Here is a 6,516-nt window from a genome sequence, read left to right on the forward strand (position 1 = left end):
CCGCGGGCGCGCCGCACGGCCCGCGGCGGTTCCAGGCCGGGTGCGATGCTCGGCAGGAGCCGCGCGGCGAGCTCGATCACGTCGGCGGGCACGCGGAACCCGGCCGTGAGCTGCTCGACGTGCCCGTCGGGCTTGGCCAGGTGCTCCAGCACGTCGGCCCAGTCGCGCGCTGCCCAGGGCGTGGTGGCCTGGGCGAGGTCGCCGAGCACGGTGAGCGAGCCGGTGGCGGCCCGCCGGCCGAGGGCGCGCAGCATCATCGCGGACAGGTCCTGCGCCTCGTCGACCACGATGTGCGCCACGGACTCGGTCCGGTCCAGCAGGTCGGTGATCTCGTCGAGCAGCACCAGGTCCGCCGTCGTCCAGCGGGCGGAGCCCGCCGTGCGCGGCGGTCGCGCCCAGACCAGGAGGGCCTGCTCGTCCTCGGTGAGGACGCCGTCGGCGTGCTCGGCGAGGAACTCCGGGTCGGACAGCAGCCGGTGGAGCAGCCGGCGCGGCTCGACCACGGGCCAGACGGCGGCCGCGTAGTCCCGCACGGGCTTGGTCCGGGCCAGCACGTCCCACGCCTTGTCGTCGAGGGCGTCGCCGGTCTCCTCGATCTGCACCAGCACCCGGTGCGCGAGGGCGTGCCGGAGCTGGGCCGCGCCCAGCGCGTAGCGCACGTCGCGCGCCCGGACCTGCTCGACGGCCTCGCGCGCCTCGTACGCCGGGACCCGCCAGCGGAACGAGCCGCGGGGCAGCACCAGGGTCTCCTCCGGGGTGCCGACGTGGGACCAGACGGCGCGGCGCAGCACCTCGGCCAGCCGCCCGTCGCCCTTGAGGGTCGCGACGTCGGCGGGCTCGGTGGCGCGGACCGGGGCGTGGTCGCCCACGATCTCCTCGATGGTCGCCTGGCGGGCGTGGATCTCGCCCAGGGCGGGCAGGACGTCGCGGATGTACCGCAGGAAGCTCTTGTTCGGCCCGACGACGAGCACGCCCCGGCGAGTGAGCTGGTCGCGGTGCGCGTACAGGAGGTAGGCCGCGCGGTGCAGGCCCACGGCGGTCTTTCCCGTGCCCGGCGCACCCTGGACCACGAGCGTGCTCTCGAGCGGCATGCGCACGATGACGTCCTGCTCGGGCTGGATCGTCGCGACGATGTCGCGCATGGGGCCGGAGCGCGGGCGCTCGATCTCGGCCTCGAGGATCTCCGAGTGCGCGTCGGCGTCGCCGTCGGAAAGGTCGCCGGTCAGCTCGGGCCGGGTCAGCGACTCGTCCTCGAACGCCGTGAGATGGCCGCGGGCGAACCCGTACCGGCGCCGTGCGGAGATGCCCATCGGCTCCTTGGCCGTGGCCCGGTAGAACGGCGTGCTGACGGGAGCGCGCCAGTCCACGACCATGGGCTCGCCGTCCGGGTCGGACACGTGGCGGCGCCCGATGTGGAAGGACTCGCCGGTGGGGGAGGTCTCGCCCGCGACGAGGTCGATGCGGCCGAAGAAGAGCGGGATCTCCGGGTCGTCGGTGAGCTGCTCCATCCTGCGCGCGAGCGTGGCCTCCAGGATCTCCGCGCTCACCCAGTTGCCCGCGTAGCTGCCGTCGAGAGCGGCGACCCGGTCGCGCATCCGCCCGAGCTGTGACCTGGCCTCGGCCAGAAACTCCCGCTCCGTGGCGAGCTCGGACGCGTCGGCGGGCATGGGAGGACCTCCAGGGTCTCGGGGGTGGGGTGGCGGCGGCGCAGGCACGGGAACAAGGGCTGCCGGCGCCGGGGAAGCTCGTCGCGGGACGTTCCGCGCGAACGCGCGAGTGTAGTCCCGCGGACCCGGACGGCGCGGCATCTTTTTGTGACCTGGGATCTGGTTCAGGAGCTGGACCGGAACCATATGTCCCTCGAGTCCGTTTCCACTGTCGCACCAACCTGCCCCACGGTACGGTCGGGTGCACCGCCCGGCCTATCGAGGAGCCTCAGTGTCGTCCGACGAGCTGCCCCAGGAGTTCCAGATCGACGTACCCGACGAGATGGAGACCGGCGTACCGGCCGACTTCGCCTCCGTCTGGCACACGCCGACGTCGTTCATCCTGGACTTCATCGCCGTGAAGCAGCCCCCGAGCCCGGTGTCCGACCCCGAGTCGGGCGAAGTCACCTCGATCACCGTGCCGGGTCGGGTGGTTTCGCGCGTGCGCATTCCCCCGCAGCAGGTGTTCGAGCTCGCGAAGGCGCTCACTATGCAGCTCGATGCGTGGGAGAAGGAAAGCGCACCGAACGTTCGCAATCCCGGTGCCGCAGAGGGCCCGGATGGCCCAAATCGGTCGTCAGAGAATTAGATCCGGTGAATTTTTTACTTGGACGTATGTCCAACTCGGTATCTATATGTCCGATCTGACCGGCAGTCTTGTGCTAGTTTGCCCGGAGAAATACCGGGTTATACCATTGGGGTTCTTGAAATGTAACCCTTACTGGCTGTTCCACTTGCGATCTTCACGGATGTAGGCTGCCCGTGATCGCGACGAAGGCGTTGCAATCTCCCAGAGTTGCCCGGGGGGTCGGGCGACCCGTTCCGGCGGCCATGTCGGGGAGCAATGAACAGGGGCGATGCAAGTGAGCAACACCGAATTCGACAACAGGGGGCGCACGGGCGGGATCATGTTCGAAGAACAGGCCCGTACGAGCGTCGTGAGCATGTGGGGAGAGATCGATGTCTCTTTGCGCGGTGAGTCGAGTGCTGCCATAGCCAACGCCCTCGAGCGGGCGAAGGCGGTCGTCATCGACACGTCCAAGGTGACCTTCATGGACTCGACCGGCGTCGCGTTCCTCATGCAGATGTACACCTACGGAACGCAGGACGGGCTGACCGTCTCTCTTCCGGAGCCGCCCGCGGTGGTCCGGAACGTCATCGAGATGCTCGGGGTCGACGCGCTGTTCGCGCAGGCCGCGCACGGCCCTGCCGCACGGGAGGCCTGACCCGCCCTCGGGAATGACTGCGCCCGGCCCGGCGGCCGGGCACCCTGCCGTGGCGTCGTTCGTTCAGCGCCGTGTCGAAGTGCCCTGGTTCAGCGCCCCGCGGCCAGGGCCGCCGCCCCGACGATGCCGGCCGCGTTGCGCAGCTGCGCCGGGACGATCGGCGCCCGCAGGTGCAGGTGCGGCAGGTACTTCTCGTGATGCTTGCTCACGCCGCCGCCCACGACGATGAGGTCGGGGGAGAGCAGGTCCTCGACCACCCCGAAGTAGCGCTGCAGCCGCTCCGCCCAGGCCTCCCAGGACAGGTCCTCCCGCTCGCGCGCCGAGTCGGCCGCGCGCGACTCGGCGTCGTGCCCGTCGATCTCGAGGTGCCCCAGCTCGGTGTTCGGCACCAGCACGCCGTCCACCACGAGGGCCGAGCCGATGCCGGTGCCGAGCGTCGCGACCAGCACCACGCCGTCGGCGTCGCGGGCCGCGCCGTAGCGGACCTCGCCCACGCCCGCCGCGTCGGCGTCGTTCACCGCGACCACGTGCCGGCCGGTCGCGCGCTGCACGAGCGCCGGCAGGTCGACTCCGGTCCAGGACTGGTCGAGGTTGGCCATGGACCGCACCACGCCGTGCTGCATCGGAGCGGGGAACGCGACCCCGATCGGGACGTCGTCGGGCAGGTGGTAGGCGTCGACGAGCTCCGCGAGAACGTCGGCCACGGCCTGTGGGGTGGACGGTTGCGGGGTCGGGATGCGGGTCCGCTTCTCCGCGTAGTCGCCCACCGTGAGGTCGACGGGCGCCCCCTTGATGCCCGAACCACCGATGTCTATGCCGAACGCCAGGTCGCTCATGTCAGGATCGTCTCATGAGCACCGACGAGCAGTACTGGTACAACACCGAGACCAAGGCGGTCGAGGTGGGTCGCCGTTCGGCCTGGTCGCACCTCATGGGCCCGTACAGCACCCGCGCCGAGGCAGAGCGAGCACTGGAGAGCGCGAAGTCGCGCAACGAGTCCTGGGAGCAGGACGACAAGGACTGGCGCGACAAGTAACGGCCGACGTGTCAGACGTGCGGGTCGCCGGGGTGACCCGCGCGTCCGACACGTGCGCCTACTTCTCGAACGAGTGCGCCTCGTCGGGGAACGAGGCGTCCTTGACCTCGGACACGTAGTCCTCCGCGGCCTGCTGCAGCGCGGCGCCGAGCTCGGCGTAGCGGCGGGCGAACCGCGGTGACCAGTCGGTCATCCCGGCCATGTCCGTCCACACCAGCACCTGGCCGTCGCAGTGCGGCCCCGCGCCGATGCCGATGGTCGGGATGCGCACGATCTCGGTGATCCGCGCGGCGACGTCGGTGGGCACCATCTCCAGGACGACGGCGACGGCGCCCGCGTCCTCGACGGCCTTCGCGTCGTTGGCAAGCCGCTCGACGGCGTCGTCGCCGCGGCCCTGCACGCGGGGACCGCCCAGCAGGTTCTCCGACTGGGGCGTGTAGCCGAGGTGCGCGACGACGGGGATGCCCGCGTCGGTCAGCGCACGGATCTGCGGGGCCGACCTGACGCCGCCCTCCAGCTTCACGGCGTCGGCGCCGGTCTCCTTGAAGATCCGCACGGAGGTCTCCAGGGCCTGCTGCGGCCCGGCCTCGTAGGAGCCGAACGGAAGGTCGACCACCACGAAGGCGCGCCTGGTCGCGCGGGCCACGGCGCGCGCGGCGGGAATCATGTCGTCGACCGTCACGGGGATCGTCGTGCTGTGCCCGTGCATGACGTTCCCGATGGAGTCACCCACCAGCAGGATGTCCATGCCGGCCGCGTCGAAGATCGCAGCGGTCACCGCGTCGTACGCGGTGAGCATCGCGAGCTTCTCACCCTTGGCCTTGGCCTCGGCCAGGTGATGCACGCGGACCCGCTTGGGACCCTGAGTGGGTGAGGTGTGGGCGGACATGGTCCTCCTGTGGTTCGACGGGCCTCGGTGCCGCTGGAAAGCCTACGACCGGTCGTCCATGCTCGGTACACGCACCTGTAACAGGTTTAGTGCAAGATGGGCCCATGGACAGGCAGCAGGAGTTCGTGCTCCGCACGGTCGAGGAGCGCGACATCCGCTTCATCCGGCTTTGGTTCACCGATGTGCTCGGCGTGCTGAAGTCGGTAGCAGTGGCACCCGCGGAGCTCGAGTCGGCGTTCAGCGAGGGCATCGGCTTCGACGGAAGTGCCATCGAGGGGCTCACCCGGGTGTTCGAGGCGGACATGGTCGCCAAGCCCGACCCGACCACTTTCCAGGTGCTCCCGTGGCGCGGCGAGCGGCACGGCACCGGCCGCATGTTCTGCGACATCCTGACGCCGGACGGGGAGCCGTCGCTGGCGGACTCGCGCAACGTGCTCAAGCGCACCCTCGCCAAGGCGAGCGACCGCGGGTTCACCTTCTACACGCACCCCGAGGTCGAGTTCTACCTGTTCAACCAGCTCACCAAGGCCGACCCGAAGCTGGAGCCGGTCGACCAGGGCGGTTACTTCGACCACCTGGCCCGGGGATCGACGCACGACTTCCGCCGCGCCGCGATCACGATGCTCGAGTCCATGGGTATCTCGGTCGAGTTCTCGCACCACGAGGCCGGCCCCGGCCAGAACGAGATCGACCTGCGGTACGCCGACGCGCTGACCACCGCGGACAACCTCATGACGTTCCGCACCGTGGTCAAGGAGGTGGCGCTCGAGCAGGGCGTGTTCGCCTCCTTCATGCCCAAGCCGCTGGCCGACCAGCCCGGCTCCGGCATGCACACCCACGTGTCGCTGTTCGAGGACGACCGCAACGCGTTCTACGAGCCCGGCGCCCAGTTCGAGCTGTCCAAGACGGCGCGCCAGTTCATCGCGGGACTCATGGTGCACGCGGGTGAGATCACCGCCGTCACCAACCAGTACGTCAACAGCTACAAGCGGCTCTGGGGCGGGCAGGAGGCTCCGAGCTACGTGAGCTGGGGCCACAACAACCGCTCCGCGCTGGTCCGTGTGCCCATGTACAAGCCGGGCAAGGGCAACTCGGCACGCATCGAGTACCGCGCGCTGGACTCGGCCGCCAACCCGTACCTGGCGTTCGCCGTGATCCTCGCCGCCGGCCTCAAGGGCATCGAGGAGGGCTACGACCTCCTGGACCACACCGAGGACGACGTCTGGGAGCTCACCCCGGCCGAGCGCCGCGCGCTGGGCATCGCGCCGTTGCCGCGCGACCTCGACGAGGCCATCCAGTTCATGGAGAAGTCCGAGCTCGTGGCCGAGACCCTCGGCGAGCACGTCTTCGACTACTTCCTGCGCAACAAGCGCGAGGAGTGGGAGGCCTACAGCGCTCAGGTCACGCCCTTCGAGCTCAAGCGGTTCCTGCAGCTCTGACCTCGGGAACCAGGGGGTGCTGCACGCCCCGCCCGCGTCGTAGGGTCGGGGGGTGCAGAGCCGCCGACCCGAGACCCTCACGACCCATCTGATCCGGGCCGGGTTCGCCGACCTCACCCGGTCCGCCTCGCTCTGGCGGGATCCCGACCTGGTCGCCGTCCTGGACGCCAGGCCCCCGGGCACCGGCGGCGCGGACCTCGCCGCCGGGCCCGACCGCGGC

The 6,516-nt window shown here is 70.3% G+C and carries 7 protein-coding genes; 4 read left to right on the forward strand and 3 right to left on the reverse strand.

The features are described 5' to 3' along the window. Positions 1-1,667: HelD family protein (locus tag PROKR_RS23945; RefSeq protein ID WP_051433306.1), on the reverse strand; the 1,667-nt coding region annotated here is incomplete at its 3' end. A 271-nt stretch (positions 1,668-1,938) separates the two neighbouring features. Here PROKR_RS23945 and PROKR_RS23950 point away from each other — a divergent pair. After that, positions 1,939-2,295 (forward strand): DUF3467 domain-containing protein, encoded by a 357-nt coding sequence (locus PROKR_RS23950; RefSeq protein ID WP_036968624.1) that lies wholly within the window; start codon positions 1,939-1,941, stop codon positions 2,293-2,295. A 268-nt stretch (positions 2,296-2,563) separates the two neighbouring features. After that, positions 2,564-2,932, forward strand: a complete 369-nt coding sequence (locus PROKR_RS23955; protein WP_036968627.1) for an STAS domain-containing protein — start codon at positions 2,564-2,566, stop codon at positions 2,930-2,932. A gap of 89 nt (positions 2,933-3,021) precedes the next feature. On the opposite strand, the gene ppgK is transcribed toward PROKR_RS23955, so the two are convergent. Further along, positions 3,022-3,768, reverse strand: a complete 747-nt coding sequence (ppgK, locus tag PROKR_RS23960; protein WP_036968630.1) for a polyphosphate--glucose phosphotransferase — start codon at positions 3,766-3,768, stop codon at positions 3,022-3,024. A 14-nt stretch (positions 3,769-3,782) separates the two neighbouring features. Between ppgK and PROKR_RS23965 the strand changes: the two genes are divergently transcribed. Further along, positions 3,783-3,968, forward strand: a complete 186-nt coding sequence (locus PROKR_RS23965) for a hypothetical protein (protein WP_036968633.1) — start codon at positions 3,783-3,785, stop codon at positions 3,966-3,968. 58 nt (positions 3,969-4,026) lie between these two features. Here PROKR_RS23965 and panB read toward each other — a convergent pair whose 3' ends face one another. Beyond that, the gene (gene panB, locus PROKR_RS23970; protein WP_036968636.1) at positions 4,027-4,857 is read right to left on the reverse strand and encodes a 3-methyl-2-oxobutanoate hydroxymethyltransferase; all 831 of its coding nucleotides are present in this window, start codon (positions 4,855-4,857) and stop codon (positions 4,027-4,029) included. Positions 4,858-4,961: 104 nt separating this feature from the next. On the opposite strand from panB, the gene PROKR_RS23975 reads away from it, so the two are divergent. Beyond that, complete coding sequence (locus PROKR_RS23975; protein WP_020014259.1) at positions 4,962-6,296, forward strand: glutamine synthetase family protein; 1,335 nt, start codon at positions 4,962-4,964, stop codon at positions 6,294-6,296. Positions 6,297-6,516 lie beyond the last annotated feature (220 nt).

The organism is Promicromonospora kroppenstedtii DSM 19349, from assembly GCF_000515355.1.
GTDB lineage: Bacteria > Actinomycetota > Actinomycetes > Actinomycetales > Cellulomonadaceae > Promicromonospora > Promicromonospora kroppenstedtii.